This window comes from Candidatus Pelagibacter sp. Uisw_121 (assembly GCF_047722545.1).
Classification (GTDB): domain Bacteria; phylum Pseudomonadota; class Alphaproteobacteria; order Pelagibacterales; family Pelagibacteraceae; genus Pelagibacter.
On record NZ_CP159816.1, the window covers coordinates 1256066 to 1282355 of the forward strand.

29 protein-coding genes, 1 tRNA gene and 1 pseudogene are annotated in these 26290 nt (G+C 29.0%); 16 read left to right on the forward strand and 15 right to left on the reverse strand.

The features are described from left to right. From ABXT52_RS06730 to ABXT52_RS06740, 3 genes are all read left to right on the forward strand, one after another. Entirely contained in the window at positions 1 to 711 is a 711-nt protein-coding gene (locus ABXT52_RS06730) for an SDR family NAD(P)-dependent oxidoreductase (protein WP_415271785.1), read from the forward strand. Next, positions 686 to 1777 carry a PQQ-dependent sugar dehydrogenase gene (locus ABXT52_RS06735; RefSeq protein ID WP_415271786.1) on the forward strand — a complete coding sequence of 364 codons (1092 nt, stop codon included), beginning with the start codon at positions 686 to 688 and terminating at the stop codon, positions 1775 to 1777. The genes ABXT52_RS06730 and ABXT52_RS06735 overlap by 26 nt, the downstream gene beginning before the upstream one ends. 105 nt (positions 1778 to 1882) lie before the next feature. Next, positions 1883 to 3559, forward strand: coding sequence for a hypothetical protein (locus ABXT52_RS06740; protein ID WP_415271787.1), 1677 nt, complete (start codon positions 1883 to 1885; stop codon positions 3557 to 3559). Between the two features lie 39 nt (positions 3560 to 3598). Here the strand turns inward: ABXT52_RS06740 and ABXT52_RS06745 are convergent, their stop codons facing one another. The 7 genes from ABXT52_RS06745 to ABXT52_RS06775 all read right to left on the reverse strand — a co-directional run bounded on the left by ABXT52_RS06745 (position 3599) and on the right by ABXT52_RS06775 (position 8520). Continuing rightward, positions 3599 to 4591 carry an MBL fold metallo-hydrolase gene (locus ABXT52_RS06745; protein ID WP_415271788.1) on the reverse strand — a complete coding sequence of 331 codons (993 nt, stop codon included), beginning with the start codon at positions 4589 to 4591 and terminating at the stop codon, positions 3599 to 3601. Positions 4592 to 4665: 74 nt separating this feature from the next. Beyond that, positions 4666 to 5511, reverse strand: coding sequence for a bifunctional 5,10-methylenetetrahydrofolate dehydrogenase/5,10-methenyltetrahydrofolate cyclohydrolase (locus tag ABXT52_RS06750; protein ID WP_415271789.1), 846 nt, complete (start codon positions 5509 to 5511; stop codon positions 4666 to 4668). Between the two features lie 9 nt (positions 5512 to 5520). Next, positions 5521 to 5811, reverse strand: a complete 291-nt coding sequence (locus ABXT52_RS06755; RefSeq protein ID WP_415271790.1) for a YggT family protein — start codon at positions 5809 to 5811, stop codon at positions 5521 to 5523. Then, positions 5808 to 6893, reverse strand: coding sequence for a mechanosensitive ion channel family protein (locus tag ABXT52_RS06760; protein WP_415271791.1), 1086 nt, complete (start codon positions 6891 to 6893; stop codon positions 5808 to 5810). Before ABXT52_RS06760 ends, ABXT52_RS06755 begins: the two co-directional genes overlap by 4 nt. Positions 6894 to 6895: 2 nt before the next feature. After that, positions 6896 to 7594 (reverse strand): uroporphyrinogen-III synthase, encoded by a 699-nt coding sequence (locus tag ABXT52_RS06765; protein WP_415271792.1) that lies wholly within the window; start codon positions 7592 to 7594, stop codon positions 6896 to 6898. A 1-nt stretch (position 7595) separates the two neighbouring features. Beyond that, the gene (hemC, locus tag ABXT52_RS06770) at positions 7596 to 8276 is read right to left on the reverse strand and encodes a hydroxymethylbilane synthase (RefSeq protein ID WP_415271793.1); all 681 of its coding nucleotides are present in this window, start codon (positions 8274 to 8276) and stop codon (positions 7596 to 7598) included. Then, on the reverse strand, positions 8248 to 8520 hold the full coding sequence (locus ABXT52_RS06775; RefSeq protein WP_415271794.1) for a hypothetical protein: 273 nt from the start codon (positions 8518 to 8520) through the stop codon (positions 8248 to 8250). Before ABXT52_RS06775 ends, hemC begins: the two co-directional genes overlap by 29 nt. 59 nt (positions 8521 to 8579) lie before the next feature. Here ABXT52_RS06775 and tsaD point away from each other — a divergent pair, with 59 nt between their 5' ends. The 3 genes from tsaD (at position 8580) to acs (ending at position 12126) form a co-directional block, all read left to right on the forward strand. After that, positions 8580 to 9653, forward strand: coding sequence for a tRNA (adenosine(37)-N6)-threonylcarbamoyltransferase complex transferase subunit TsaD (tsaD, locus tag ABXT52_RS06780; RefSeq protein WP_415271795.1), 1074 nt, complete (start codon positions 8580 to 8582; stop codon positions 9651 to 9653). Next, positions 9653 to 10066: an EVE domain-containing protein gene (locus ABXT52_RS06785; RefSeq protein ID WP_415271796.1), complete on the forward strand. Its 414-nt coding sequence runs from the start codon at positions 9653 to 9655 to the stop codon at positions 10064 to 10066. The genes tsaD and ABXT52_RS06785 overlap by 1 nt, the downstream gene beginning before the upstream one ends. Before the next feature lie 116 nt (positions 10067 to 10182). After that, positions 10183 to 12126 carry an acetate--CoA ligase gene (gene acs / locus ABXT52_RS06790; RefSeq protein ID WP_415272532.1) on the forward strand — a complete coding sequence of 648 codons (1944 nt, stop codon included), beginning with the start codon at positions 10183 to 10185 and terminating at the stop codon, positions 12124 to 12126. Here acs and ABXT52_RS06795 read toward each other — a convergent pair. Continuing rightward, positions 12123 to 12746 carry an esterase gene (locus ABXT52_RS06795; protein ID WP_415271797.1) on the reverse strand — a complete coding sequence of 208 codons (624 nt, stop codon included), beginning with the start codon at positions 12744 to 12746 and terminating at the stop codon, positions 12123 to 12125. The genes acs and ABXT52_RS06795 overlap by 4 nt on opposite strands. 135 nt (positions 12747 to 12881) lie before the next feature. Between ABXT52_RS06795 and ABXT52_RS06800 the strand changes: the two genes are divergently transcribed. The 6 genes from ABXT52_RS06800 to purH all read left to right on the forward strand — a co-directional run bounded on the left by ABXT52_RS06800 (position 12882) and on the right by purH (position 19222). Then, positions 12882 to 13142, forward strand: coding sequence for a DUF4212 domain-containing protein (locus ABXT52_RS06800; RefSeq protein ID WP_018413666.1), 261 nt, complete (start codon positions 12882 to 12884; stop codon positions 13140 to 13142). After that, positions 13142 to 14950: a sodium:solute symporter family protein gene (locus ABXT52_RS06805; protein ID WP_415271798.1), complete on the forward strand. Its 1809-nt coding sequence runs from the start codon at positions 13142 to 13144 to the stop codon at positions 14948 to 14950. The genes ABXT52_RS06800 and ABXT52_RS06805 overlap by 1 nt, the downstream gene beginning before the upstream one ends. 76 nt (positions 14951 to 15026) lie before the next feature. Further along, entirely contained in the window at positions 15027 to 15383 is a 357-nt protein-coding gene (locus ABXT52_RS06810) for a hypothetical protein (protein ID WP_415271799.1), read from the forward strand. Positions 15384 to 15411: 28 nt separating this feature from the next. Then, positions 15412 to 16071, forward strand: a complete 660-nt coding sequence (gene rpe / locus ABXT52_RS06815) for a ribulose-phosphate 3-epimerase (RefSeq protein ID WP_415271800.1) — start codon at positions 15412 to 15414, stop codon at positions 16069 to 16071. 155 nt (positions 16072 to 16226) lie between these two features. After that, positions 16227 to 17687, forward strand: coding sequence for a heparinase II/III-family protein (locus tag ABXT52_RS06820; protein ID WP_415271801.1), 1461 nt, complete (start codon positions 16227 to 16229; stop codon positions 17685 to 17687). After that, entirely contained in the window at positions 17666 to 19222 is a 1557-nt protein-coding gene (purH, locus tag ABXT52_RS06825) for a bifunctional phosphoribosylaminoimidazolecarboxamide formyltransferase/IMP cyclohydrolase (RefSeq protein ID WP_415271802.1), read from the forward strand. The genes ABXT52_RS06820 and purH overlap by 22 nt, the downstream gene beginning before the upstream one ends. On the opposite strand, the pseudogene ABXT52_RS06830 reads toward purH, so the two are convergent. The 3 genes and pseudogenes from ABXT52_RS06830 to ABXT52_RS06840 form a co-directional block, all read right to left on the reverse strand. After that, positions 19212 to 19557, reverse strand: a pseudogene (locus tag ABXT52_RS06830) (4a-hydroxytetrahydrobiopterin dehydratase). The gene purH and the pseudogene ABXT52_RS06830 sit on opposite strands and share 11 nt — an antisense overlap. After that, on the reverse strand, positions 19550 to 20461 hold the full coding sequence (locus ABXT52_RS06835; RefSeq protein WP_415271803.1) for an FkbM family methyltransferase: 912 nt from the start codon (positions 20459 to 20461) through the stop codon (positions 19550 to 19552). Before ABXT52_RS06835 ends, ABXT52_RS06830 begins: the two are co-directional and overlap by 8 nt. 36 nt (positions 20462 to 20497) lie before the next feature. Further along, positions 20498 to 20572: transfer RNA gene (locus ABXT52_RS06840), tRNA-Gly, on the reverse strand. 97 nt (positions 20573 to 20669) lie between these two features. On the opposite strand from ABXT52_RS06840, the gene ABXT52_RS06845 reads away from it, so the two are divergent. Then, positions 20670 to 21065 carry an LON peptidase substrate-binding domain-containing protein gene (locus tag ABXT52_RS06845; protein WP_415271804.1) on the forward strand — a complete coding sequence of 132 codons (396 nt, stop codon included), beginning with the start codon at positions 20670 to 20672 and terminating at the stop codon, positions 21063 to 21065. Between the two features lie 31 nt (positions 21066 to 21096). After that, positions 21097 to 21312 carry a hypothetical protein gene (locus tag ABXT52_RS06850; protein WP_415271805.1) on the forward strand — a complete coding sequence of 72 codons (216 nt, stop codon included), beginning with the start codon at positions 21097 to 21099 and terminating at the stop codon, positions 21310 to 21312. A 2-nt stretch (positions 21313 to 21314) separates the two neighbouring features. Here ABXT52_RS06850 and ABXT52_RS06855 read toward each other — a convergent pair whose 3' ends face one another. Next, a complete protein-coding gene (locus tag ABXT52_RS06855) occupies positions 21315 to 22409 on the reverse strand; it encodes an FAD-dependent monooxygenase (protein WP_415271806.1) in 1095 nt (364 codons plus the stop codon). Positions 22410 to 22473: 64 nt separating this feature from the next. Between ABXT52_RS06855 and ABXT52_RS06860 the strand changes: the two genes are divergently transcribed. Both ABXT52_RS06860 and ABXT52_RS06865 read left to right on the forward strand, forming a co-directional pair. Then, positions 22474 to 24564 carry a DNA translocase FtsK 4TM domain-containing protein gene (locus tag ABXT52_RS06860; RefSeq protein ID WP_415271807.1) on the forward strand — a complete coding sequence of 697 codons (2091 nt, stop codon included), beginning with the start codon at positions 22474 to 22476 and terminating at the stop codon, positions 24562 to 24564. Further along, the gene (locus ABXT52_RS06865; protein WP_415271808.1) at positions 24564 to 25118 is read left to right on the forward strand and encodes a LolA family protein; all 555 of its coding nucleotides are present in this window, start codon (positions 24564 to 24566) and stop codon (positions 25116 to 25118) included. The genes ABXT52_RS06860 and ABXT52_RS06865 overlap by 1 nt, the downstream gene beginning before the upstream one ends. Here the strand turns inward: ABXT52_RS06865 and ABXT52_RS06870 are convergent, their stop codons facing one another. The 3 genes from ABXT52_RS06870 to hisE are packed head-to-tail and all read right to left on the reverse strand — an operon-like array spanning position 25119 to position 26289. Then, positions 25119 to 25622: a GNAT family N-acetyltransferase gene (locus ABXT52_RS06870; protein ID WP_415271809.1), complete on the reverse strand. Its 504-nt coding sequence runs from the start codon at positions 25620 to 25622 to the stop codon at positions 25119 to 25121. Next, complete coding sequence (locus ABXT52_RS06875) at positions 25619 to 25984, reverse strand: HIT domain-containing protein (RefSeq protein ID WP_415271810.1); 366 nt, start codon at positions 25982 to 25984, stop codon at positions 25619 to 25621. The genes ABXT52_RS06870 and ABXT52_RS06875 overlap by 4 nt, the downstream gene beginning before the upstream one ends. Further along, complete coding sequence (gene hisE / locus ABXT52_RS06880) at positions 25984 to 26289, reverse strand: phosphoribosyl-ATP diphosphatase (RefSeq protein WP_415271811.1); 306 nt, start codon at positions 26287 to 26289, stop codon at positions 25984 to 25986. Before hisE ends, ABXT52_RS06875 begins: the two co-directional genes overlap by 1 nt. Position 26290: the final 1 nt, after the last annotated feature.

Genomic DNA, 26290 nt, shown 5'->3' on the forward strand with positions numbered 1-26290 from the left:
ATGTCAGAAAAATATCTTATTTTTGGTGCGACAGGTTCTGTAGGCTCTAGCTTAGCTGAACAATTAAAAAATTCAGGTAATGATATTCATCTTGTAGCAAGAAATGAAATTGAAGTTAAAGCTATTGCAGAAAAATTAGGCTGCTCATATACAGTTGCTGACGTTTTAGAAGATGGATTTATAGAAAAAGTAAAATCAGATATTAGTGATATCAAGGGTGTTGCTTACTGTGTGGGATCAATTGATTTAAAACCATTAAGAATGGTTACAGAAGCAGATATGAATAAATGTATGAAGCTAAACCTTTATTCGGCCATTGAAGCTATAAAAGGATTTCAGGAAAGTTTAAAAAAGAACAAAGGCTCAGTAGTTTTATTTTCAACTGTTGCTGCTCAAAGAGGTTTTACTAATCACACAATTATTGCCTCTGCTAAAGCTGCTGTTGAAGGATTAACTGTTACGCTGGCTGCTGAGTTTGCTCCACATATTAGGGTGAATTGTATTGCACCAAGTTTGTCAAAATCCAAAATTGCGGAACCAATGTTAAAAAATCCTGCAATTGCAGAAGGAATTGCTAAAGCTCACCCCCTTAAAAGATTGGGTGAAGGAAAAGATTCTGCAGCGCTTGCTAAATTTTTAATTACTGAAGAGAGTTCTTGGATTACTGGACAGATAATAGCTGTTGATGGCGGTAGATCAAAACTTTCTTAAAGTGAAAAAATATTTTTTATTAATAATTTTTTTTCTTTTATTTACTTCAAAAAGCTATTCCAACAACTATATATTCACTAAAATAATAGAGCTAGATGAACCTTGGGGATCATCATTTATTAATAATAATGAAATCATTGTTACTGAAAAAAGTGGAAAAATTAAAATTGTTAATGTTGTTTTAAAAGAAGTTACAGAGATTAAACATAATCTTAATTTTTTAGAAGTCGGGCAAGGAGGACTATTAGATATTATTCACCAAGATAATATGCTGTGGATTTCTTATTCAGAAAATAGAAAGAATTCAAAAACAAGTACCTCAATTGCTAAAGCGCAATTAAATAAACAAGAGTTAGATTTTAAAAATATTTTTCAAGCAAACCCTCCAATAGATTCTGGTTATCACTTTGGATCAAGATTAGCGATCAAAGGTGACTATATTTATGCATCAGTTGGTGAAAGGGGCCAAGGTATGATTGCTCAAGATCCCACAAAACATCCTGGTAGTATTATCAGAATTCGCACTGACGGCAGTATTCCAAAAGATAATCCAAAATTTGAAGGAAAGAAAAACTGGTTACCTGAAGTTTATCAAATAGGTATTCGAAATCCACAGGGCTTAACACTCTCTGATTTTGATGGAAAAATATATATGAGTAATCATGGAGCAAAAGGTGGCGATTGGTTTGGAGAGGTCAAAAAAGGAGAAAATTATGGATGGAAAATTTTAGGTTGGGGTGGGAAAAATTACTCAGGAACAAAGATTGGTCCCAAATGGAAGCCAGGTTTTACTAGGGCAATTCAATATTGGGTACCTTCCATAGCTACTAGTGCTATTACAATTTACAGAGGAAATGAGTTTAAGGAATGGAATGGTCACGCGCTAATTACTTCTTTAAAAGATAAATCCTTAAGAAAATTAATATTTAACGATCTAACTAATGTGAAAGAAGACCTTATATTTAAAAATAATGTTGGAAGAATAAGAGATATTCAAGTTCACCCCTCTAATGGTAAAATATTTTTCTTAAGTGAAAATGCTTTATGGTTAATGGAAAAAAGTTAATAATTCTTTTAAAATTTTGATCTTACAACAATTAATTATAGCTTATTACGCTACTATTCTTCATTAACTGCAGAAATTGATAAAAAAAGATGCTATTAATTTTTTGTGTTAGAGATTGAAGCTAAAAATAAATTTGAACTAGCTCAAAAATATTTTGAGGATAAAGTTTACGTAAAAGCACAAATGATTTGGCTTGAAATACACGATTATTATCCAAAAAACTTACAAGTACTAAGAAATCTTTCCTTGGCATTTTATTACAATAAAGACCTAGGAGAAGCTGAAAAAACTTTAAAAAAGATAATTAATATAAATGAAAAAGAACCTAATGCAGTTGTAATGTTAATTCTTGTTTTAGAGGATCAAGATAAATTAGATGAAGCAAAAAAATATATAGAGTTTGGATTAAAAAAAAAACTATTGGATTCTCATTGGGAGATCAAAAAAAAGTTAATGCTTCCAACTATTTTTAGTGATTTAAAGAATATTGATGATGTTAGAAATGATTTGAATAAAAACATAGAAAAAATATTAAATTCTGATCAAATAATTTCTTTAAGTATTGACACTCAACTAATAAAACCAGTTCATTTTGACTTATCCTATGATCAATATGATAATTTATTAATAAATAAAAAATGTGTAGATTTTTATAGAAAAATATACCCACAATTAAACAAAATTAATTATTTAAAAAAAAATTCTACTAACAAAATTAAAATAGGTTTTATTTCAGAATATTTAACAGATCACACAATAGGAAAATTATTCAAAGGAATTATTCTTAATTTAAATAAAAAAGATTTTGAAATTCAAATATTTCACACAACTAAAACTAAAAAAGGTCAAATTTATGGAGATTTTTTAGAAGCAGAAAAAAATAATCAGTTAAAAAATTTTATTTTACCTGCAAAATTCGAAGATAAACAAAAAATAATTGTAAATGAAAACCTAGATATACTTTTCTATCCAGAAATTGGTCTTTCGCTTGAGATATATTATATGTCTTTTATCAAACTTGCTACTTATCAAATTACTTCTTGGGGTCATCCAGAAACAACTGGTAATAAAATGATAGATTATTTTTTAACCTCCAAGTTAATAGAAAGTGAAGGTAGTGAAAGGTACTTTTCTGAAAAATTACTCTATGCTGATCACCTCCCAATGTATTATTACCCTCCTGATATAAAAAATAATTTACAAAAATCTGAACTTACCAAAAATAACATCTATTCCTGCCCACAAACTTTGTTTAAAATTCACCCTGAATTTGATGAAATTATAGGAAAAATTCAAAAAAAAGATAAAAATGCAAAAATATATTTTATAAAAGATGTGTATAAGGCTTATTACAAAAAACTATTAAATAGATTTAAAAAAAATAAAGAAATTGATCTTGATCGAATAGAATTTTTAGATGGTCTGTCTTGGGAAGATTATATTAATCATTGTGGTCAAGCTTCAGTTTTATTAGACCCTATATATTTTGGTGCTGGAAACAGTTTTTATGAATCAATGTTCTATGGAACACCTACAGTTAGTAAACCAACAAAGTATACCAAATCTAGATTGGTTCTTGGTGCCTATAAGCAGATGCAAATCGAAGACGCACCAATCGTAAATAGTGTTGATGAATATATAAATAAATCAATTGAAATTGCAAATCATAAAAATTTATATGATCTTAAAAATTATTATAATGAAGAAGCTAAAAAAAAACTTTATGAAAACAAAGATATAATTCCTAATTTAGAAAAAATATTTAAAAGTATTGTTGGCTAAATTTTGAGTAAAAACTATTTTAAAGACTCGATAATATTTCTATTCAGAAATTATATTCTTCAATGACGTTATCTCTCCAACTTTGAATATAATTGCATCCTCTTTTTTAAAACCATATTTTTCTGCACTGGCCTTAAATCTTACTGGTGGTTCCATAATTGGCTCCAAAGATAAAACAAAAGTTCCCCAGTGTGTTCCCATAACCTTTTTACTTCTTAAATCTTTAGCTATATTTAAAGCTTCTTCTGGTGTTGTGTGGTAAATCGATTTATCAAACATAGGCTTAAAGTCATAAGCTCCAATATTAATCATTGTTAAATCAATTGGACCATATTTTTTACCTAATTCTTTATAAATATTTCCATAACCAGTATCACAAGCAAAAAGTATTTTTTTATCTTTATACTCAATTAAAAAATTTCCCCAGAGTGTTTTATTCATGTCTGTTAAGCTTCTTTTAGACCAGTGAACAGCTGGGAGAAATGTTACTTTTAAATCTTCATTAACTTTAATTTCTTCGTACCAATCCATTTCATTTACATCGTTAAATTTATTTTTTATAAAGTATTTTCCAAGATTTAGAGGTGTTAAAACTTTTGTATCTTTAAACGGATATTTTCTAATAGTTCTCATATCTTGATGATCATAATGATTATGTGTTAATAATAATAAGTCAGTCTTTGGAATTTCATTTAAATTTAAAGCAGGCTCGGTAAATCTATCTGGTCCAAAAATTAAAGGTCCTGCATTTTTTGAAAATACAGGATCAGTTATTATTGTTGTATCCCCGAGTTTAATTAAGTAAGTAGCATGACCAATCCAAGCAATATAATTGTCACTTTTATACTTTTCTAAATCAGATAAAACTTTTTCTTTATCAACAACGTGTTCTTTCGGAACAGTCATATCTATTTTTTTTTTTAATTTAATAAATTGTGTATATGAAAACTTGGCTTGACTAGTTCTAACTGGTGAACCTTCTGGATTTCTAAAAGTTCCATCTGGTAAATGATGATAAGGTTTTTTATCCATAGCAATTGATAATGAATTATATGCAATAATTATAAATATGAAAATTATAGACTTTACCACCTGTATTGATATTTTTATTTTTGAGATTTTTTAAAGCACTCAATGGTATTCTTTAACAAACAGGCAATTGTCATTGGCCCTACTCCACCTGGAACAGGCGTTAAAGCACTTGCAACTTTTGACACTTCATCAAATGCAACATCTCCGACTATACCGTTTTCAGTCTTATTAATCCCAACATCAATTACGATTGCATCTTTTTTTACCCAGTCAGCTTTCACAAGTTCTGGAATACCTACTGCTGCAACAATAATATCTGCCTCTAAGCATTCTGCTTTTAAGTCTTTAGTTCTTGAATGAGTAATTGTTACTGTGCAGTTTTCTTTTAAAAGTAATTGTGCCATTGGCTTACCATTTAGATTTGATCTACCAATCATAACTGCTTTTTTTCCACTTAGATTTGGTTCAATTTTTTTAATCATTAGATAACATCCTAAAGGAGTGCAAGGTACTGAACTTTCATAACCTGATGAAAGATTACCAACATTCATTGGGTGAAACCCATCAACATCTTTACCTGGCAAAATAGTTTCAATAACTTTTTGCTTATCAATATGTTTTGGTAATGGTAATTGAACTAAAATTCCTGAAACATTTTCATCTTTATTAAGTTCTTTAATTTTATTTAATACTGTTTTTTCTTCCACAGCTTCTGGGTATCTAATTACATCAGATTTTAACCCCACTTCATTCGCAGCTTTCTCTTTCATACGAACATAAATTTGACTAGGAGCCATATCCCCAATTAAAATAACTGTAAGTCCTGGAATTTTGCTATGTTTAGCTTTTAGCCCCACAACCTCTTGTCTTAGTTCTTCTCTAAGTTCAGCTGCTATTTTTTTTCCATCGATTAAAATCATGTATTCCCCTTAAAAAATCATTGGTGCAATATACAGCTTCATACACATTTCTATAAACCAAATCAATAACAGTAATATAACTGGTGAAATATCTACTGACCCTAAATTAGGTAAAAAACTTCTTATTTTATTAAGTGCGGGATTTACTAATCGATAAGTCACCTCTAAAATAGAATAAACCAATCTATTTTGAGTGTTTAAGATATTAAATGCAACAAGCCAGCTAATAACTACATTAGCTATAACAACATATGAATAAAGCTTTAATATTTGAAGAGCTAAGTAAAAAATAGCTATCATTTTTTCTCAATATAAATTGACTGACTTGGGAAAGCAAAAGCTGCTTTGTTTCCTTCAACAATTTGTTTTATTTCAATTGCAAGTTTTTCCTTAACCTCCAACCATGTTGAAAAACTATTAGAAGTAGTGAAACATCTAACTCTCATATCAATCGAACTATCTGAAAATTTTTCAACTCTGACCGCAACTCCTACAGAATTATCAAAATCATCACCTTTTTTAATGTGGCTTTCAATTTCATCTCTTATTTTTTTTAGCTGATCAACGGTAGTGTCGTATTGAAGTGTTATTGCCCAATCTATTCTCCAGTTAGTTGTCTCGCTGATATTGATAACTGCATTTTCCGCAAACTGAAAATTAGGAATTATAGCTAAAGACTTATCAAACTTTCTTAAAACTGTTGATCTAAAACCAATTTTCTCAACAATACCTTCAATGATACCTTCTACTAAAATCCAATCTCCAATTTTAAATCTTTTTTCTACTAATACTAAAATCCCTGAAATTAAATTTTTAAATAAATCTTGTGCACCTAAAGCAACAGCAACACCAAATAGACCAAGTCCTGCAATAATTGGTCCAATTTTTATTCCCCAAAGTTCAAGAACAGCTGCTAATCCTAAAATAAAAATTAAAATCTTTAGGGATTTTATAATCCAGCCCACTAGTTCACGGGTCAACATTTTATCTAACCCACTTAAAATATAAGAAATTGGTTCAATAATTTGATGAATCACCCAAAATATTAAAATTGTAATTAATGTTCGATTAATTGTATCAACTATAGCCCTACCATCATCTGCAAAAGACATATAATAACTTGCGATAAAGAAGCCTAAAACAATTGGCAAAAACCTAGCGGGTCCTTCCATTGCATGGACAAAGGTATCATCTAATTTGTTTGTAGTTCTTTTTGAAATTGCTTCTAATCTTTTGATAATAACTTTACTTATTATTCCCCTAAAAATTAAGAAAATAAAAAATATTCCAATACCAATTAGTATTTGAAAAATATCAACTCCACGAATTCCTTTAGACCAAACAGAAAGAAACAAATCACTAAAATTACTAAATATGTCCATAATTAAATTTTATATAGTAAAAATTCTTCTTCTCCAGGATTAAAAAGAAAAATTTTTTTCCATTTAATTTCATTAAGAATTGAAGAGGTTTTTTCTCCGATACACATCAAATTAGTATTCATCCATAAGGTTTCTAGCTGATAATTTTTAATTACTTTTAAAAAATTAATTGCACTATTTTGTGAATATATATAAGTGATTTCAGGCATTTTCAATTTTAGTTTTTCAATAAAGTCTTCATCATATTTTTCGATCGTGTTGGCTCTATAATTAATTAGTCGTTCTATTATGTACCCACTCGAAATAAGATCTTTATCTAGATCGCTAGAGATTATTTCTCCACTTATATAAAGTAACTTTCCTTCTGAGGTTTTAAAATTTTGCAAAACTAATTCTTTAAGATTATTAACATTTCCTTCAGCTGCAAAAACATTTTGAAAACCAGCACTTCTAGCTTTTTTTTCTGTAGCACCTCCCACACAAAAACATTTTAATTTTTTATCAATACTCCTTATATCCAAGAATTTAATAGCATTAGCACTTGTAAAAATAATTCCTTTAAATTCAGAATAATTTGGACCTTCATATTTTAAACCTTCAATATTAATTAAAGGTAAATGAGATATTTCATGACCCAATGATTGAAATTTTAATATCATTTCATGACAATCTTCTAAAGGTCGTGTGAATAAAATATGCATATTATTTTTTATAAGAATTATTAGACATTTTTTTAAGAGCTTTTCCCATCTCTATTCCTAATTCTTCTGCTTTGTCTAAGCTTTTGGATGACTTTAAATGAAATCTTTTACTGCCATCTAGCGAAAAAAGCTCTACTTCAAGGTTAATTTTGTCTCCCTCAATGCTTGCAAAAGCGCCTACTGCTGTTTCACAGTCTCCTTCTAAAATCTTTAAAACATTTCTTTCAGCTTTTATAGACTTGTGTGTTAATTGATGATCAACTTCTTTTAATAACACAATTAAATCTTCATCATTATTTCTACATTGTAACGCAATAACTCCTTGTCCTGCACAAGGTATAATTTCTGAAGTAGAAAAAGTTTGAGAAATATTTTGATTTAATCCCAAAGAATCAATTCCAGCATAAGATAAGATAATTGCATCATATAAATTTTCGTTAAGTTTTCTTATTCTTGTATCAACATTTCCTCTAATTAATTTGTATTCAAGATCATCTCTTATTTTTTTTATCTGAAATTCTCTTCTAAATGAAGAGGTTCCAATAATTGAATTTGGAGCTAAATCTTTCAAATATTTATCATCTTTACTAATTAAAATTTCTCTTGGATCATTTCTTTCTAAAAAACAACCTGTTATCAATCCTTTAGTTTCTTTAAAAGGCATGTCTTTTAACGCGTGCACAGCTATGTCTATTTTTTTTTTCTAATAATTCAATCTCTATAGTTTTTGAAAAAAGTCCTTTGCCGCCCACTTCAGATAACCTTTTGTCGTGAACTTGATCACCTTTGGTTACGATTTCTTTAATGATTACTTCTTCAATTCCAAAATCCTTTGAATGGTTAAGAATTTTCTCTCTAGCTTTTTCAGCATAAATTAGTGCTAATTTGCTTCCTCGAGAGCCTAATATAATTTTTTTATTTTTCATTTATTTGCTTTATACTTCATACTTATATTTAGAATGTATTATTAATAAAAACTAATTTAATGAATAAAAAACCCATAATTTTAGGAATTGAATCAAGCTGTGATGAAACAGCGGCCTCTATCATAACTGAAAATGAGCAAGGTATGCCAACAATTTTATCAAGTATTGTCTCGAGTCAGGTGGATGTTCATAAAGAGTTTGGTGGAGTAGTGCCAGAACTTGCCGCAAGGTCTCATATAGAAAAAATAGATTTAATTACAAAAAAAGCAATTGATGAAAGTGGTGTAAAAATGAAAGATCTAGATGCTATAGCAGCAACTGCAGGACCTGGTCTTATGGTCTGTCTGTCTGTTGGTTTAAGTTTTGGAAAAGCAATGGCCTCTTCTCTCAATAAACCTTTTATAGCCGTTAATCATTTAGAAGGACATGCATTAAGCCCAAAACTAAATTCTAAATTAAACTATCCTTACTTATTACTTTTAATTTCCGGAGGCCATACTCAATTTTTAAGTGTGCAAAGTTTGGGAAATTATAAAAGATTAGGAACAACTATTGATGATGCTGTGGGTGAAGCGTTTGATAAAACGGCAAAGTTATTAGGAATAGAATTTCCTGGTGGACCCCAAATTGAAGTATATGCAAAAAAAGGTGATCCCAATAAATATAAATTACCAAAGCCAATTTTTCATAAAGGGGGCTGTAACTTATCATTTGCAGGTTTAAAAACTGCTGTTTTAAAAATATCAAAGCTAATAAAAACTGAACAAGAAAAATATGATCTTGCAGCATCTTTTCAAAAAACAATTGAAGAAATATTGTGTAAGAAAAGTAAAATTGCTTTTGAAGAATTTAAAGAAATGAACACAACAAATAAAAATAAATTTGTAGTTGCGGGTGGTGTTGCTGCAAACAAAAGAATTAGAGAGGTTCTAACTAATCTTTGCAAAGAAGAAGATTTTGAAGCAATATTTCCAACTATTAATTTGTGTGGAGATAACGCTGCAATGATTGCAATGGTTGGGTTAGAAAGATTTAAATTAAAGCAGTTTAGTGAATTAGATAGTCCCGCAAAACCTAGATGGCCTTTGGATGCTGATGCTGCTTTTTTAAAAGGTGCTGGAGTAAGATTGTAATGCAGTACTGGTTAATGAAATCAGAGCCTGACGTTTGGTCAATTGATCAACAAAAAAAAGCTGGCGCTAGAGGTGCTCCCTGGGATGGTGTAAGAAATTATCAAGCAGCTAAAAATTTGAAAGGAATGAAAAAAGGAGACCTTTGTTTTTTTTACCACTCAAATATAGGCAAAGAAATTGTTGGTATAGTTGAGGTTATCAAGGAGGCGTTTTTAGACAAAACTGACAAAGATGGACGATTTGTAGCTGTTCAAGTAAAGTTTAAAGAAAAGTTAAAGAAAAGCATAACTCTTGAAGAAGTTAAAAAAACCAAGTCCCTTAGCCATTTATCGCTTATAAAACAAAGTAGATTATCTGTCATGCCGATCGACTCTAAAAGCTGGAAAATTTTAAATAAGATGAGTAGTATTTGAAAAAAAAAAATTCATGCCTAAAAAAAAATCATTATCAAAAGTTAAAAAAAAAAATTCCTAAAGAGATTAAAGTTAAGAAAAAGATAAAACCAATTAAGAGAAATGGTTTAAAAAAAATTGAAGAAAAAGAATTAATCATAAAAACTAAGCCTGAGTGGGTAAAAAGTGCTCTAGTAAATAAATCAAAATACCAAAAAAAATACTCTGACTCGTTAAAAAAAAATGATCACTTTTGGAAGATTGAGGGAAAAAGAATTTCTTGGATTAAGCCATATAAAAAAATTAAAAATGTAAAATACAGCAAAAAAGAAGTTAGAATTAAATGGTATGAAGATGGGACATTAAATGCCTCTGCCAACTGTGTAGACCGTCACCTTAAAGATAAGAAGGATAAAACAGCAATCATTTGGGTGGGTGATAATCCAAAAGATACTAAAAAAATTTCGTACAAACAGTTACATAATGAAGTTTCAAAAGCTGCAAATGGTTTAAGAAAACTAGGAATTAAAAAAGGTGATCGAGTTACAATTTATTTAACTATGATTCCAGAACTTGCAGTAACAATGCTGGCTTGTGCTAGAATTGGTGCAGTTCACTCTATTATTTTTGGTGGATTTTCAGCGGACTCTATTTCTGGCAGGGTTAATGACTGCGACTCACATTACATCATTACTGCAGATGAAGGTGTTAGAGGTGGAAAAACTATTCCACTAAAAGCTATTACTGATGAAGCACTAAGAAAATGCCCTAAAGTTAAAAAATGTATAGTTGTAAAAAGAACTGGAAATAAAGTCGATTGGGTTAAAGGAAGAGATATTTGGTATGACGATTTGATCAAAGATGTATCAAACAAATGTGAACCTGAAGAAATGAATGCAGAAGATCCTTTATTTATTCTTTACACATCTGGTTCTACTGGAAAACCAAAGGGAGTTTTACATACAACAGGTGGCTACATGGTTTACGCATCCATGACCCATCAATATATTTTTAATTATAAACCAAAAGATGTTTATTGGTGTACAGCTGATATTGGTTGGGTTACTGGCCACAGTTATATAATTTATGGTCCTCTTGCTAATGGTGCAACAACAATAATGTTTGAAGGAATTCCAACCTACCCTGACAGTTCAAGATGGTGGCAAATTATTGATAAATACAAAGTTAATATTTTTTATACAGCACCCACTGCTATTAGAGCTTTAATGAGAGAGGGTGATAAGCCTGTTAAGAAAACTTCAAGAAAATCCTTAAAATTATTGGGAACTGTTGGAGAGCCTATTAATCCTGAGGCTTGGATGTGGTATTACAAGACAGTTGGAAACTCTAAATGTCCCATTGTTGATACTTGGTGGCAAACAGAGACAGGTGGAATTTTAATTAGCCCTCAAACAGGAGCTATGAATTTAAAACCTGGCTCTGCAAGTAAACCTTTTTATGGAATTAAACCTTCTATAGTTGATAAAAATGGAAAAGAAATTAAAGGAGCTGGTGAAGGTAGACTATGTATTTCTCAATCTTGGCCTGGGCAAATGAGAACTGTTTACGGTGATCATCAAAGATTCATTGATACTTATTTTTCTCAGTTTGATGGAAAATATTTTACTGGTGATGGAGCTAAAAGAGATAAAGATGGCTACTACTGGATAACCGGTCGTGTAGATGATGTAATTATTGTCTCTGGTCATAACCTTGGAACTGCTGAGATAGAAAGTGCTTTTGTTGCTCATCCAAAAGTTGCCGAAGCTGCTGTGGTTGGATACCCACACGATATTAAAGGTAATGGTCTATATTGTTATGTAACTCTAAATGTTGGAGAGATATCAAATTTAGACCTTGAAAGAGATTTAAAACTTTGGGTAAGAAAACAAATTGGAGCACTTGCGACACCTGATATTATTCATTTCTCTCCTGGACTTCCAAAAACAAGATCTGGAAAAATTATGAGAAGAATTTTAAGAAAAATTGCAGCTAATGAACATGACCAATTAGGAGACACAACAACTTTAGCCGATCCGAGTGTTGTACAAAGTTTGGTGGATAATAGAAAAAATATTTAAAATTCGATTAATTTCTCAAATTCTTTTTTAATAATATCCCATTTCAATATCATAGAGTTTAATACGATTTTTCGATCTAAAGTTTTAAGCTCCTCAGCTATTGGAGCCCATTTGTATAATGATAATGCGCTAGGATTAAAGGGTAGATCTTTATAATAAATTTCCCAGTTTATATCTTGGATTCTTTCATTAAAAGTTTTTTTTGCTTCCTCAATAATATCAACCGGCATCTTATTAGAAATTTCATTTTCTAAAATTTTAGAAAAAATTTCTTTAGACTGGTCAATGTTTTGATAATTAAAGTTAACTTTTAAATATGAAAACGTGAATAATGTCAAATCCTGTAAAGCAACAGAATAAATATTCCATTTAGCAATATCAAGAGATGACATGAACACATCATTATCAAAATGAAGAACATACCTTGTGCCCATTCTAGTTTTTAAATAATTATATAAAGTAACTTGTGTTACCCACGCAGATTTTGTTTGGATAAAATGTTCAAGTTCATTTAAATTCTTAATTTTTTTCTTTGGAATAAAGGCCCTAAACATAGCAAACAAGTAAACTTTAAAATCATCAAGCGATATGTCTCTCCAAGAGAGTTTATATTTTTGCATAAAAGTTCTTATATACAGTCATTATATCTTAAAAAAGTAAGTAATTAAGCACCTAATATGAACAATTTTAAGTCTTTTAAAAACTTACAGAATGGGTATGGTTTCGAAGTTATAACTAAAAATAGAGAGGTATAAATGTCAAACGCAACAAAACACTGGGAAAAGACTAGGTCATTGTTATTCGTAACACTGGCTATTTGGTTCGTTTTCTCAATCGGCATCTTCCTTTTTGCAGCTGAAATGAATGAGGTTACAGGACCTTTCGGTTATCCATGGACATACTGGTTTACATGTCAAGGATCTCTTGGAATTTTCGTAATTTTATGTTTCTGGTTTGCTAACAGGCAAGAGAAAATCGATGAAGAATTCGGCTTCAACGAAAAAGGAGATCAATAATGATAAAAGGTAAATTTATAGACAATTTGCCAAAAGTTTACGGAATCTATACGGGAGGTTTTATAGGTTTCATAATCTTAATGGCAATTGGTGAACAGATGGGTATGACTGCTAAAGCAATAGGTGTTGCTTTTGTGGCCTTTACAATATTCATTTATGCATTGATCGGTTATCTATCAAGAACAGCTCAAGCAGATGCATATTACGTGGCCGGAAGACAAGTGCCCACTGTATTCAATGGAATGGCGACAGCAGCAGACTGGATGTCTGGTGCTTCATTCGTTGCAATGGCAGGTGGTATTTACTTTAAAGGTTATGGATATATGGCTCTACTTGTTGGTTGGACTGGTGGTTATATATTGGTTGCAACTTTATTAGCACCATACTTAAGAAAATTTGGATGTTACACAGTTCCAGATTTTGTAGGTACAAGATACGGTGGTAATTTAGCAAGATTGTGCGCAGTAATAGTTTTAACTGTTGCTTCGTTCACTTATGTGACTGCTCAGATTAACGCTACAGGTACTATTGCATCTGTTGCTCTAGATATCGACTTTAAATACGCTGTATATATTGGACTAATAAGTATTTTACTTTGTTCAATGTTAGGAGGTATGAGAGCGGTAACTTGGACACAGGTTGCACAATATATCGTGCTAATTATAGCTTACTTACTTCCAATTTTTTGGATCAGTAACAAATTAGGTGCGGGTTTCTTCCCTCACTTTATGTTGGCTGATGAAGTAGCTAGAATTGGTGAGTTAGAGCAACAGTTTGGTTTTATTAAAAACTCTGCTGCTGATCTAGCAACGGTACCTAAAGGGTTAGCTGGAATAACCAAAGCACACTCTGCAGTAAACGCTACGCCTTGGGCATTTATTTCATTAGCACTAGCAATGATGATGGGAACAGCATCATTACCACACGTGATGATGAGATACTTTACTACTCCAAGTGTAAAAGCTGCAAGAAAATCAGTTGGTTGGTCTTTATTCTTTATCTTCCTTCTGTATTCTTCTGCGCCAATGTTAGCAACACTATCTAAACTATCATTAATTGATCCGACTTTACCTACAGGTATTATTGGTAAATCATTTGCTGAGGTTCAAGCTTTATCATGGTTCCAAAACTGGAACAGTGCAAACTTGATGTTCATCAGTGACTTTAACGGTAATGGAACTCTTGAATTAAATGAGTTTTTCATGGGCGGTAAAGCAGTTGTGTTAGCAACTCCAGAAATAGCTGGATTACCATATGTAATCTCAGGTCTGGTTGCTGCTGGAGGTATGGCTGCTGCCATGTCGACAGCTGATGGTTTGATTCTAGCAATTGCTAATGCGATCTCTCATGACGTTTATTACAAAATGATTGATCCAAAAGCGGAGACTGCAAAAAGACTACTTGTTGCAAGGATATTACTTGTAGTAATTGGTTTTGCTGGAGCAACTATTGCGGCAATGGAGATCCAAGGTATCTTAGGTTCAGTCATCTGGGCTTTTGACTTTGCGATGTCTGGATTGTTCTTCCCACTTGTACTTGGTGTATGGTGGAAGAGAGCTAATAGAGAAGGTGCTGTTGCTGGTATGGTTTTAGGTCTTGGTTCTGCTATTTGGTATCTAGTTTGGGTACGAACTGGTGGAAGTGGGTTCTTAGGACTTACTCAGTTAACATTTGGTATCTTCGGAGCTGCTGTTAGTTTTGTATCAATGGTAGTAGTGAGTTTACTTACTTCTGCACCTGACGCTACAATTCAAAAAATGGTTGATGAAGTTCGTATACCAAGTGGAAGAACTGTCACTGGTAAATAGAACTAATAAATCTTAATTCTAGGGGCGATTAATTTCGCCCCTTTTAATTCAGACTTTTTTCAAATATAAATTCTAAATGTCAGCTAACTTTCACCCTTTTGTTTATATTGTAGATTATCTACTAGGAATTATCATGTGGACTTTAATAGGAAGAGTTGCGATGAATATTTTTCAAAAAGAAGACTCAGAGTTTTTTTTCATGAAAGTATTTGTCAAATATACAAATCCTATAATAAAAATATTTAAGCCTATAACCCCATCTTTTATCATAGGCCCTTTAGTTCCTATATATGTAGCCTGGTTCTTCTATATGATTAGATTTTACTTTATGCCTTGGATCTTAGGATATTCTGTGATGGGTATGTTGTCATTTCCTCTAGAAAGTGAACTTTCTAAGCAAATTTACCAACTTTTTAATTCAATTAGATTTTAGAAATTGGTACTAGTATAACTAGCAATCAATGACAAAAATAAAAATTTCACCCTCAATTTTATCTGCTGATTTTAGTCAATTAGGAAATGAAATTAAACGACTAGAAGAAGGTGGTGCGGATATGATTCATGTTGATGTGATGGATGGACATTTTGTTCCTAATTTAACAATGGGACCTCCAATTATTAAAACTTTAAGACAATATACAAATTTACCATTTGATGTTCATTTAATGATTTCTCCTGTCCACAAATATATTAAAGATTATGCAGATGCTGGTGCAGATATTATTACCATACATCCCGAAGCTACAGATAGTTTAAAAAGTTCAATAGAACATATAAAGAGCTTAAATAAAAAAGTAGGAGTTTCTTTAAATCCAGAAAGTAAAATTAATTTAATAACCGACCTATTAAATGAAATTGATTTAGTGCTAATTATGAGTGTAAACCCTGGATTTGGAGGGCAAAAATTTATGCCTGAAGTTTTAGAAAAAATAAAAGAATTAAAAAAGATAAGAGATCAAAAAAATCTAAATTTTGATATCGAAATTGATGGTGGGATTAATTTTGATAATAATAAACTAGCAATAGAAGCAGGTGCAAATATTTTGGTATCTGGAACAACTATATTTAAAAACAATAATGGAGATATAAAAAAAAATATAGACCTTTTAAAATCAAGCTAGAATAATGATTTTAAATAATTTACTTAAGATAATTAAAAAAAAAATTAGTCATTTTTATTTAAATTCTAATCTCTATAATAAAAGAATTACACCCACCTCTATTGAATTAATAGAATATCAACCAAGCCCTAGCTTGCTGGATGGCCTTATAAAATATGAGAAAAAAAAAAATTAATATAGAAAATTATTCATTAAATGAAATTTGGGATAATCCAAATTTAAAAGAAAAAGACAAACAAAATTTAAACAGTTTTTTTTGGTTATTTAGTCTAGATCTAAAGTCTTCAAAAAAAGATACCCAAAAAGTCGTTTATCAATGGATTAATACAAATGACAGGTACAACTCTAAAAATTGGAAAATTGATATAATCGGAAAAAGAATAATAGCTTGGATTTCAAATTCTAGGCTTACCTATGAAGATGGAAGTATTGATTATAAAAACAAGTTTAATGGGATTATAAAAAAGCAGATTAATCACCTCATTAATGAAATTGAAACCTCTGAGTTACTCAATGATAAGATTATAGGATGTGCAGCTATCATTTTAACCGGTTTATCCTACCCTCAAAATAATAACTATTTTAATACTGGGTTAAGTTTACTAAAAAAATTAACAAAATATTCACTAGACAATGATGGCTTTCCAAAATCAAGAAATATTAAACAGTTAAGTTTTTATTTAAAATATTTTATATTAATTAGAGAGTGGTTCAAAGAATCTCAAAATGAAGTACCTGATTTTATAAATGAAAATATATATTATTTAGGTCAGGCTTATGCTTTTATTTGGCAGAACAATAAAATAGATTTTCTTTTTAATGGCAACAATAGGTCAAATAATAATGATTTTGATCTTTACTTAAAAAGACTTGGCTATAACTTTAAAAATCAAAATAATGAATTGGGTGGCTATGTAGTCCTTAACAGTAAAAAAAATTCTTTAATAATGGATGTTGGATCAAGCCCAAATACAAAGTTATCTTCAGATTATCAAGCTGGAGCTTTATCTTTTGAGATCGTATCAAATGGTAAAAAATTAATTAGTAATTGTGGTTATTTTCAAAAAGTTGATCACCAACTAAATGAAATATCTAAATCAAGCGCAGTCCATAGCACACTAATTGTAGATGATAAATCCTCTTGTAATTTTAACAAAGTAAGTGGTAAAAAATCTAAAATTAATCAAGGATTAAGAATATTAAAAAAAAAAATAGTATTTGAAAAAAATTATTGGAAAATTAATGCTTCTCACGATGGTTATTTAAAACTACATGGCATTGTTCATGATCGGGAAATAGAATTCTACCCTGAACAATTAAAATTTATTGGACATGACAAAATTATTTCTAATAAGAGTATTAAGAATTTAAAATTTGAAATTAGATTTCACTTAGAACCAATTGTTAAAGTAATGAAAACACAAGATGGAAAATCAATACTTATAGATCTTGATGGAGAAGGCTGGAAGTTTAGTTCAGAAAATATGATGATGAATATTGATAAAGGGTTATATTTTGGAGAAAAAAATTCTTTTACAGATAATCAAAATATATTTATTTCGGGAATGACTAATGAAGAAAATCAAACTATAAGATGGGAAATCACAAAATTATAATGAAAAAAATAAAAAAAGCTCTTATTTCAGTATCTGATAAAAAAAATTTAAGCAGCCTTTTAAAAGTTTTAGCTAAATACAAAATTGAGTTAATCAGCTCTGGAGGCACCTATAAAGAAATAAAGAAACTTAAATTTAAGTGTCTGGAAGTGTCTGAATATACCGGCTCACCAGAAATTCTTGGTGGAAGAATTAAAACACTACACCCAAAAATTCATGCTGGTATATTGAGTAAAAGGAACAACAAATCTCACACTAGGGAACTAAAAGCTAATCAATATGATGAAATCGACCTTGTTATTGTTAACTTTTATCCTTTTGAAAAAACTTTAGAGCAAACAACTAATCATTCAAAAATAATAGAGAATATTGATGTTGGAGGTCCCACTATGGTTAGAGCAGCTGCAAAAAACTATAACGACGTTACTGTTATTACATCTTCAAATCAATATGGGACTCTAATTAATGAATTAGAAAATAATAAAGGATCAACATCTGTTGATTTTAGAGAAAAGATGTCTTTAGAGGCTTTCTCTGAAACAGCTTATTATGACGCTGTAATTTCTAACTATTTTAATAAAATTAAAAAAACTAATTTTCCAAAAAAGAAAATTATTTATGGAAACCTTATTGAAAAATTAAGATATGGAGAAAATCCACATCAAGAAGCTGCCATTTATTCCAAAACCCAAAATCTTAATATTGAACAAATCCATGGTAAACAGTTAAGTTATAATAATTATAATGATATTTTTTCTGCATTAACAATATCAAAATCTTTACCAAAAAACTTGGGAACAGTTATAGTTAAGCACGCTAATCCTTGCGGTGTTTCAATCAATAAAGATAGTTTAAAAAGTTATAAATTGGCTCTAGCTTCTGATCCAATTAGTGCTTTTGGTGGAATAGTTTCTTGTAATTTTAAATTAAATAAAACTCTAGCATTAGAGCTTAATAAAATTTTCTTAGAAGTTGTCATTGCTAATGGATTTGAAACTGATGCTTTAAAAATTTTGGTAAAGAAAAAAAATATAAGAATTATTGATGCATCAGAATTTATGATGAAAGATTTAATTAAATTTAGCTCTGTAAATGACTCTATCTTAACACAATCTGAGGATTTAAAAGTATTTGAACCTAAAGATTTCAAAGTAGTTTCAAAACTAAAACCAAATAAGTATCAATTAAAAAATTTAATTTTTGCATTTAACGTTTGTAGATATGTAAAATCAAATGCAATTGTACTCACCAGTCAAGAAGCAACTGTTGGTATTGGTTCTGGACAGCCCAGTAGACTTGATAGTTGTCAAATTGCTATTGATAAAATGAATAAATTTCAAAACTCAAAAGAAGATGTTGTGGCAGCCTCTGATGCATTTTTTCCATTTGTTGATGGTATTGAAAAATTAGTACAATCAGGAGTTTCAGCAGTAATACAACCTTCTGGATCAATTAGAGATAAAGAGATAATAAAATTTGCAAACCAAACTGGTACTATTTTGGTTTTTTCTAAAACAAGACATTTTAGACATTAAAAATTTGATCGATTTTAGCTGCTAAAATAAAATCATTTTCTGACAGCCCTTCAATAGCATGAGTAGTAATTATAATTTTAGCATATCCCCAACCAAATGAGATATCTGGATGATGATTTTCATTTTCTGATATTTCACCAACTTTATTTATAAAATTTTGACTATTAATAAAATTCTTAAAAATAAAATTTTTCTCTAAAAAGTATATTTCTTTTGCATTTTTTTTTAACATCCCAACCATCAATTTTTTTTTGATATTTGTGAATTTCACTAATATCAAAAGGTAAAATACCACCTTCGCATGGTTGACAATTTTTTTTTAATAAATCATTCATCTTTTTTAAAGATTTTTATTAAATTGTGATTCTTTTTTACTAAATAAAAATTACCTATAGTGTCATGATTTTGATCTATATCAGTAATTCTTTTTTTTATTTCCCCAATTTTAACTTCTTTTTGATTGAGGTCAAAAATTATATAATCATTTTTAAATAAAAAATTATTAAAAAAATCAAAATTAGAATTCATTTGATTAATATTATATTTGGAGATTTCTATTAGAATAATTGGAGCATGTTTTTTTATAATTTCTAGTCCACCTTTTATAGCTCGAAACTCTGAACCTTCTATGTCAAGTTTAATGAAAAGGGTAAAATCTTTTAGATCATAACCTTTTAACTCAAAGTCAATTGTTGTTGTTTTAATTCTAGATATATTTTTTTTATTAAAGGAATCATGACTGGTAGAACTCTCCCAGTCATTGATACTTTCGTTAAAATTGATCAATTTATCATTTTCATCAGATATAGCTAAATTTTTACAATTAATATTTTGTAAATTATTGAAAGATAAATTCTTATTAAATTCTTTTATCGTTGAGCTAGATGCTTCGTAAGCTAAAACTAAGTTTTTTTTTGACAAACTGGCTGTAAAAAATGAATAAAAACCATAATTACATCCACAATCTAAAAAAAAAACTTTATTTATATTAGAAATTTTATTTATTATTTCAATCTCATGTTGGTCTTCAAAGTCACATTTTTTTAATATTGAGTGAGATGCTTTATTTTTATTTGTACTTGCATAAATTTTAAAATTATAAATATTTGCAATAATAGAACCTTCAAAAAAACTTCTAAAAATTCTAAATAATAGATAGTAAAAAATATTTTTTTTATAGGAACGAATGTCTTTATTTATTAAAAGTTTTTGAAATAAAAAAGTAAAAATTTTTTTCATTTTGAGCGTTTTTTTAATATAGAATTATATTAATTATGGAGCGGGTCAAGGGAATCGAACCCTCTACCTAATCGTTGGCAACGATTCGCTCTACCAATGAGCTAGACCCGCTTATAAAAGACACTATAAATAGATGGTTTTTTTAGTTCAATCAATAATAAAGTGTTTCATTAGTATATAGATTTTCAAAAATTTGCTAAAAGAAAGAATGAAAAAACATGATTTACCAAAAACTATACCTGTCTTTCCATTGAGTAACTTTATTATATTTCCTTATACAACAGTTCCATTAAATATATTTGAACCAAAATATGTTGAAATGATTAATGATAGTATAAAAACAAACAAGATGATTGGTTTGATACAGCCAAAAAGTAATGATGATAGTTCAATCCCTGGGCTTCATAAAATTGGTTGCTTAGGTAAAATAATCAATTTTAAAGATACATCTGATAGTAGATATATGATTGAATTAAATGGGATAACGCGATTTGAAATAACAAAAGAAATTAAAAGTACAAAACCTTACCGTATTTGTGAAATCAATTATAATAATTTTGAGCTTGATTTAACTCCTGAAAAAAAAAAAATTAAAGTTTGCTGATCTTGAGACAATCTTCAAGAATTTAAAATTATTGTTTGAAAAAAAAGGATATATTATAAATTGGAAATCTTTAGAAAAACAAGATTTAAATGAAACAATAAATGCCCTAGCAATGGCTTCTCCTTTTTCCCTAGAAGAAAAACAAATTTTATTAGAAAGCAAAAATTTAGAGGTACGAAAAGATAAAATTTCAGAAATATTAAGCACTTATAGTTTTGATAATTTTCAGAATACAACTATTCAATAAGCTTAAAAATTCATTCCTGTATCTGCTAGTTTAATAAAATAACTGTTTAGCCTCTTGTTTTTTCCAATACCTTTAAGAATTTTGCTAAAACTTTTACTTTGAACTTTTTTATCAAAGTTAAAGAATTCATAAATTAAGTCTATGACTTTAGAAAAAACAAAGTTTTTATCTTTTGTTTTTTTTTCAAACTCATCTAATATCTGTGAATCTAATTGCATACCCAATTCAATTTTATCTTCAATAATTTTAATTAAAATTCTAAGATCCCGAATAGTCATATTAAATCCTTGTCCTGCTAACGGGTGCACTCTGTGAAGCATATCTCCAAAAGCTAAAATATTTTTATTATAATAGTTTCTTAAATTTGAAGAACTCAACTCAAAACTATTTAATTTATCAATTTTATTAATTTTATATTTAGGGTTATTTTTATTAATCAAATCTATTACATCGATATTATCAAATTTTTTATTCTTAATATCTATTGAGTATACTACAGATGTTTCAGTGTTAGAGATTGGTAAAAATGCAATTGGACCTTGCTTTGTAAAAATTTGAGTTGCTATATTATTCTCTATCTTTTTATGTTTTAAAATAGTGGTATAAGCAAGATTATAATAATTTTTAATAATTTTTTTTGTGAAGTACTTTTTTGCTAAAAAATTATTTGCATCACAATTAATTATTAAATCATATTCTTTTTTATTTAAAAAATCTTCATTAATATCTTTTTTTAATATTATTTTTTTAAAAAATTTACTTTTAATAAGGTTACTTTTTAACGATTTTAGAAGTTCATCATTTTTTATTATATAAAATAGATCTTTTTTATTATTCTCAAATTTTAATAAATTTTTTTTATTAATTTTATCTGTATAAATTTCTATTCTATTTATTTTCCAGTAGTTGTTTTTTGAAACTTGAAAAATTTTTTCTTTAAAAAATTCAAAATTACTTTTAGATATCCCTATTGTTCTATTGGAAGAAAAATTACTATTTCTACTTTTGTGATAATAATGAACATTTATTTTTTTATTTATAAGGCTTTTAGCTAAAGATAGAGCAGTTAAACCTTCACCAACAATACAAACATTCATAATAATTTTAATTTTAACAATAAAAATTAGATGATACAAAGTGATTAATTAGACTCATTTATTTATGGAATTTAAAAAATTAGCCAACAATACAATTAATTTTGGCATAAATAGAATTATTGAAACTGTTGGTATTGCCCTTGTTATAGTTGGTCTTCTTTTGCTTGTTTCTCTTGCAAGCTACTCTCCTGATGACCCTAATTTTATTTTTCCAGATAATACTGAAATTAAAAATTTACTTGGTTTTAACGGAAGCTTCACCGCTGATTTTTTTTTCCAAGCTTTTGGACTTATTGCTTTATTGATTCCATTTACACTTATATTTTCTGGCATAAATATAGTTCTAAATAAAAAAATTTTTTTAATATTTGAAAGTATTTTTTATTCAGTTCTTTATTCTTCATTTGGTTCTCTATTTTTTTCTTTTTTTTACCCTACTGCCTTCAACCTTTATATTAATGGAAATGGTGGTTTTATTGGAAAATATTTAGAAACAACTTTTTTAACTTCTTTAATTAATATTAATTCTCAAATTTTTTATTATTTTTTAATTTTAATTATTTTAATTTTATTTTTAATTAGTATTGATTTTAAAATTAAATTTTTTTATAAAATTTTAAAAAAACTTTTTAAGTTAATCTTTGTAAAAAAAGAAAAGAGCTACACTAATGAAAATGAGATAATTAGCGAATTTATACCTCAGGAAGAAATTACAAGTTTAATTCAGGAAGATTTACCTTTTATAAAAAGTGAAAATAAATCAATTAATAAAAAAACTCGATTCAAACTTCCCACTATTGATTTGCTTAAAATTCCGACACAAAAAGACCAACAAAAATTAAAAGATGATGATTATATTGACAGTGAATTTTTAGAAAAAATTTTATTAGATTTTGGGGTTAGTGGAAACATTAAAAAAGTTAGTCATGGCCCCGTCGTTACATTAAATGAATTTGAGCCAGCTGCTGGTGTTAAAGTATCAAAGATTATTAATCTCTCTGATGACATAGCTCGTAACACTAGTTCTGAATCGGCTAGAATTGCTACCATACCAGGACGAAGTACTATTGGCATAGAGCTTCCAAATTCTATTCGTGAGAACGTTTACTTAAGTGAAATACTCTCTAACTCTGATTTTAATAAAAAAGATATCAAATTACCGATTGCGCTCGGTAAGAATATTTCTGGTGTTCCTGTTATTGGAGATTTAGCTTCCATGCCCCATTTATTAATTGCTGGAACGACAGGATCAGGCAAATCTGTTTGCATAAATACTATTATCTTATCTCTGCTTTACAGACACACACCTGACAAATGTAAGTTCATACTGATTGATCCTAAAATGCTTGAATTATCAACTTATGAAGGCATACCTCACTTGTTATGCCCTGTGATCACAGAAGCAAAGAAAGCTGCTTCTATTTTAGGTTGGGTTGTTAAAGAGATGGAGAATAGATACCGACTTATGACTAAAGAAGGAGTGCGTAATATTGATGGCTATAATGCAAAACATACTTTGGCTATGCCCTATATTGTTGTTGTGGTTGATGAAATGTCTGATCTTATGCTGGTTGCTGGAAAGGAGATAGAAAATTATATTCAAAAATTATCACAAATGGCAAGGGCTGCTGGAATTCATATTATAATGGCTACACAAAGACCAAGTGTTGATGTTATTACAGGAACTATTAAAGCAAATTTTCCAACGAGAATATCTTTTCAAGTAACCTCAAAAATAGATAGTAGAACAATTTTAGGTGAACAAGGTGCAGAACAACTACTTGGTAAGGGGGATATGCTTTATATGTATTCAGCAAACAAGATCGTTAGAATTCATGCTCCATTTGTATCAGAAACTGAAATTGAAAAAGTTAATAATTATTTAAGAAGTCAAGCAGAGCCAGATTATATTGATGAAATCTTAAATTTTGCTGATGAGAAAGAATTGAGTGGAGATGCTTCCGGCTCAGGAGATAAAGATGAGTTGTACCAGGCAGCGCTTGATATTATTAGATCAGAGGGCAAAGCATCTACTTCGTTTTTACAAAGAAAGTTACAAATAGGGTATAATAGAGCTGCAAGAATTGTCGACATGATGGAGGCTGATGGAATTGTGAGTAAGGCTAATCATGTTGGTAAAAGAGATGTTCTTTAATGCCTAGAATAATAATAATTTTATTGTTTTTTAGTTTTTACCTTCCAGCCAACTCATTACCAAAAAATAAGATAATTTCTCAATTGGAACTTACTAATAATTTAAGTTTTAATTTCAAACAAACAATTAATGATAAGAGTGAAGATGGGAGGTGTGTTATTGAATACCCAAAAAAAATTTTTTGTGAATATAATAATGCTAATAAAAAAATTTTAGTTTCAAATGGAAGTTCTTTAGTTATTGAGACTAATAATAAAGGAAGTTATTATCGTTACCCACTTGACAAAACTCCTTTAGAATTTTTACTAGATAAAAAATATCTAATTTCTAAAATAGAGAGGCTAGAGCCGAAGGATATTGATAACAAGTACTTAAATTTTAAAATTTTTGAGAATAATAATGAAATTAATATTTTTTTCGATAAGAAAGATTTAAATTTAATTGGATGGCAAACTGAAGATATTTATCAAAATTTATCAATAACGTTTATTTCTTCTGTTAAAAAAAACCAAGAGATAAATAGCAAGATTTTTAAATTACCTGAAAATAATTGATTATCTAATTAAAGTTTCAGACTTAAAATTTTTCATACCTCTAGCCAAATAGTTTTTTAACGCATTTTTATGATCTAAGGAACAAGTGTGCAACCAAACTCTTCCACCTCCCATATTAAATGAACACTTAATTGCTTCACTTAACAAATATCCTCCTAATTTTTTTCCATAATATTCTTCCAAAATTCCAAAATAAGCAATTTCGGCTTCTTTGCTTTGTTTGTTAAATAACAGTTCAAAGTAACCAGCTATTTCACTTTTATCTTTAAGAATGTATGTAAATAACTGATCATTAGAGACATACTCTGTCCAATTTAAGTCTGTCCAAATAAGCCTATCAATCCATTGACAATTCTTACCAATAGTTTTGTAAAAAAATTTATTTAATTGAAAATCTTTTGGGTCTACAAGCTCTACAGAGTAATCTTCTGTGGGCTTCTTAACTTCTTTTAATTCACTTTGAGATCTTATCTCTAAATAACTTCGATAAATTTTTTCTATCACTCAACCATTTTTCCAATTTTTTCTCCTCCAAATAAATGGAAGTGTAAATGTGGAACCTCTTGACCGCCATCTTCACTCAAATTGGTTAAAGCTCTATAGCCTTTACCTGTTTCTGTTGATATGCCTAACATTTTCGAAACTTCTGTAATAGCTTTACTTAACGCAACTATCTCTTTATCTGAAGCTCTATTATTAAAATCATCTAAATCAATGTACTCACCTTTTGGAATAACTAATGCGTGTATTTTTTTTTGAGGATTAATATCGTGAAATGAAAAGACATGGTCATTTTCAAATATTTTTTTACAAGGAATTTCTTTTCTTAAAATTTTTGCAAAAATATTATTTTTGTCATAGCCCATTATCTATTATTCTTTTCTTCAATGCCTGATTGTTTTTTTCTGTCTTCCAACTCTTTTAAGACATCTTCAAACTTAATATCAGCTGCCTCAAGTGTAACTAATATATGATAAATTGTATCTGCTGCTTCATGAACTATGTTGGATTTATCATTTAGGGCCTCTTTTAGTTCATCAAATTCTTCTTCCATTTTATCTATACACTTAGACAGGCCGTCCGATAATAATGATGAGGTGTAAGATTTATCTTTATCCTTATTTTTTCTGTCTCTAATTGTATTTACTAAATTTAATAAACTTTCAGACATG